Origin of the sequence: Streptomyces lushanensis, assembly GCF_001700515.1 — a bacterium.
Lineage (GTDB): Bacteria > Actinomycetota > Actinomycetes > Streptomycetales > Streptomycetaceae > Streptomyces > Streptomyces lushanensis.
The window spans coordinates 1-3,067 of record NZ_MAUD01000306.1 but is presented as its reverse complement, the minus strand read 5'-3'; the positions used below and the strand labels follow the sequence as shown (position 1 = coordinate 3,067).

Here is a 3,067-nt window from a genome sequence, read left to right as displayed (position 1 = left end):
ACGACGCGACGGACGGACACGATGTGACCCGTACGGTACGGAAGTCGGACGCCGGTACGACCACCACGGTGCGTGTCTCGCTGCTGCGCGCACCGCGCTTCCCCGACCCGGAGACCGACCAGGGCGTGCACCGCTTCCGGCACGCCCTGGTCGGTCTCCGGGTCGGGGAAGCGCGGTGCGCGCAGCAGCGAGACACGCACCGTGGTGGTCGTACCGGCGTCCGACTTCCGTACCGTACGGGTCACATCGTGTCCGTACGTCGAGTCGTTCACCAGCGCGACGCCCCAGCCCGGCTCGTCGAAGTGGACGAAGCGGTGGTTGCAGGTCTCGAACTTGGCGGCCTCCCAGCTCGTATTGGTGTGGGTGGCCCGGTGGACGTGGCCGAACTGGGTCTCCGAGGCATAGCGCTCGGCGTGCACGTCCAGCGGGAACGCGGCCTTCAGGAACTTCTCGGTCTCGTGCCAGTCGACCTCGGTGTCGATGTCGAGCCGCTTGACCCCCGGCGCGAGCGTCAGCAGCTGGGTGACCTTCGACGCGCCGAAGGTGCGCACGAGACGGACGGAAGCGGCGTCCGTGCCCTCGACCGGGGTGAGTTCGTCGAGATCCGTGAGATCGGTGACGGTGTTCCGGTAGAACTCGTCCACGTCCCAGGCGTCCCACTGGTTGGGGAAGTCCGGATGGATCTGGAGGAGATTGGCCGCCTCGCCCGGGGCGACGGTCTCGCGCTCCGCGCTGATGTCGTAGACCGACACCACCAGTCCGCGGCTGTCGATCTCGACCTCCAGCAGACCGTTGCTGAGCAGGTAACCGCCGTCCTCGCGCGGCAGCAGCTCGGCGCTGCCGCCGCCGGTGGCCGGTCCCGCCGCGCCCGCCGCGACACCGCCGCGCGTGTGCGGCGCGGAGTTGAAGAGCAGGTCCGTGGAGCCGGAGGGGTCACCGGCGAGAGCGCGCTGCGCCGAGTCGACGATCCCGTTCAGTTCCTCGGCGACACCCGCGTACGTCCGCGCGGCCTCGCGGTGCACCCAGGCGATGGACGAGCCGGGCAGGATGTCGTGGAACTGGTGCAGGAGCACCGTCTTCCAGATCCGGTCGAGCCGCTCGTACGGATAGGGCGCGCCGGTCCGTACGGCGGCGGTGGCGGCCCACAGCTCGGCCTCGCGCAGCAGATGCTCGCTGCGCCGGTTGCCCTGCTTGGTCTTCGCCTGGCTGGTGAGGGTGGCGCGGTGCAGCTCCAGATAGAGCTCGCCGACCCAGACCGGCGGATTCGGATGCTCCGCCTCGGCCTTGGCGAAGAAGGCGCCCGGCGTCTCCCACTCGACCGTCGCGGAGCCTTCGAGGCTGCGCATACGGGCGGCCTTGGCGATCATCTCACGGGTGGTGCCGCCGCCTCCGTCGCCCCAGCCTGTCGGTGCGAGCGAGTGCCTGGCGACGCCCTTCTCCTTGAAGTTCCGCGCGGCGTGGGCGATCTGGGCGCCCGTCATCGAGCAGTTGTAGGTGTCGATCGGCGGGAAGTGGGTGAAGATCCGCGTCCCGTCGATGCCCTCCCAGGTGAAGGTGTGGTGCGGAAATGTGTTGATCTTGCTCCACGAGATCTTCTGGGTGAGCAGCCACTTGGATCCCGCGGCCTTGATGATCTGCGGCAGTCCCGCGGCGAAGCCGAAGGTGTCCGGCAGCCACGCCTCGTCGTTCTCGATGCCGAACTCGTCCAGGAAGAAACGCTTTCCGTGGACGAACTGCCGGGCCATCGCCTCGGAGCCGGGCATATTGGTGTCGGACTCGACCCACATACCGCCGGCCGGTACGAACCGTCCCTCCGCCACGGCCTTCTTGACCTTGGCGTAGACCTCGGGCCGGTGCTCCTTGATCCAGGCGAACTGCTGCGCCTGCGACATCGCGAAGACGAACTCCGGCTCGTCCTCCAGCAGGGCGGTCATGTTGGCCGTCGTCCGGGCGACCTTGCGTACCGTCTCGCGCAGCGGCCACAGCCAGGCCGAGTCGATGTGCGCGTGACCGACCGCGCTGATCCGGTGCGCGGTCGACGTCGCCGGAGCGGCCAGCACCTCGGCGAGCAGCTCCCGGGCGGCGGCCGCGGTGCCGTTGACGTCCTGGAGGTCGACCACGTCGAGCGCGCGGCTGACGGCGCGCAGGATCTCCCAGCGGCGCGCGCCGTCCACGGGCAGCTCGGCCATCAGCTCGCCGAGCACCTCAAGGTCCTGGACGAGCTGCCAGACGTTCTCGTCGAAGACGGCGAGATCCATCCGGGCGAGGGTGTAGTGCGGCTCGGTGCCCGCGGTCGCCTTGTCGCCGAGTGCCGTCGGCCGGAACGGGGGATGACCGAGGATCACCGGGTTGGACGCGGCCTCGATGTGCAGCAGCACCTCTTCGCCGCCCGCGACGGGCGCGCCGATCCGTACCCACTGGTTGCGCGGGTTGAGGCCCTTCACCGGGGTTCCGTCGGGCCGGTAGACCAGGCCCTCGCACTGGAATCCCGGCATGTTCTCGTCGAATCCGAGGTCGAGCAGGGCCTCCACGGTGCGGCCCGCCCACCGCTCGGGGACGGTTCCGGAGACACGGAACCAGCTCGTGCCCCACGGCGCGCCCCAGCGGTCGCCGACGGCGATCGGCACGGTCGGGCCCGCGAGGCCCTCCTCGACCGGTACGGGCTCTCCCGGCGCGGTCCAGACGGCGATGTCGAGCGGTACGGATTCGGGATATACGGCGGGCCGGATGCGCTCGTCGAGGACCCGCTTGAGGCGGCCTTCGACCAGGCTGCGGTCGTCGTGCATGAGGGAACGCTCCTGAGATGCGTGAGAGGTGCGATGGGTGCGGGTGGCCGGCGGCCGGCAGGGACGGTATACGGAGTTCGCGGTCGTGGGCTACGGGCTACGGGCTACGGGCTACGGGCTACGGGCAGGTCTACCCGGGATCAGCCGACCTGGTCCGGACGGACGATCTCGGTGATACCGCGCATCGCCAGATGCTCCTTGTCCTCGGCCCGGCCCGCAAGGACCGCGGTGGGACGGACACCGGCCGCGGTGAGCCGGGCGAAGGCCTCGAAGAAGGCTCC

The 3,067-nt window shown here is 70.0% G+C and carries 1 protein-coding gene; it reads right to left on the bottom strand.

Features of this window, described 5'->3' with window-relative positions:
- Positions 1 to 2,786: alpha-mannosidase (locus BFF77_RS23695; RefSeq protein ID WP_079125427.1), on the bottom strand; the 2,786-nt coding region annotated here is incomplete at its 3' end.
- Positions 2,787 to 3,067: the final 281 nt, after the last annotated feature.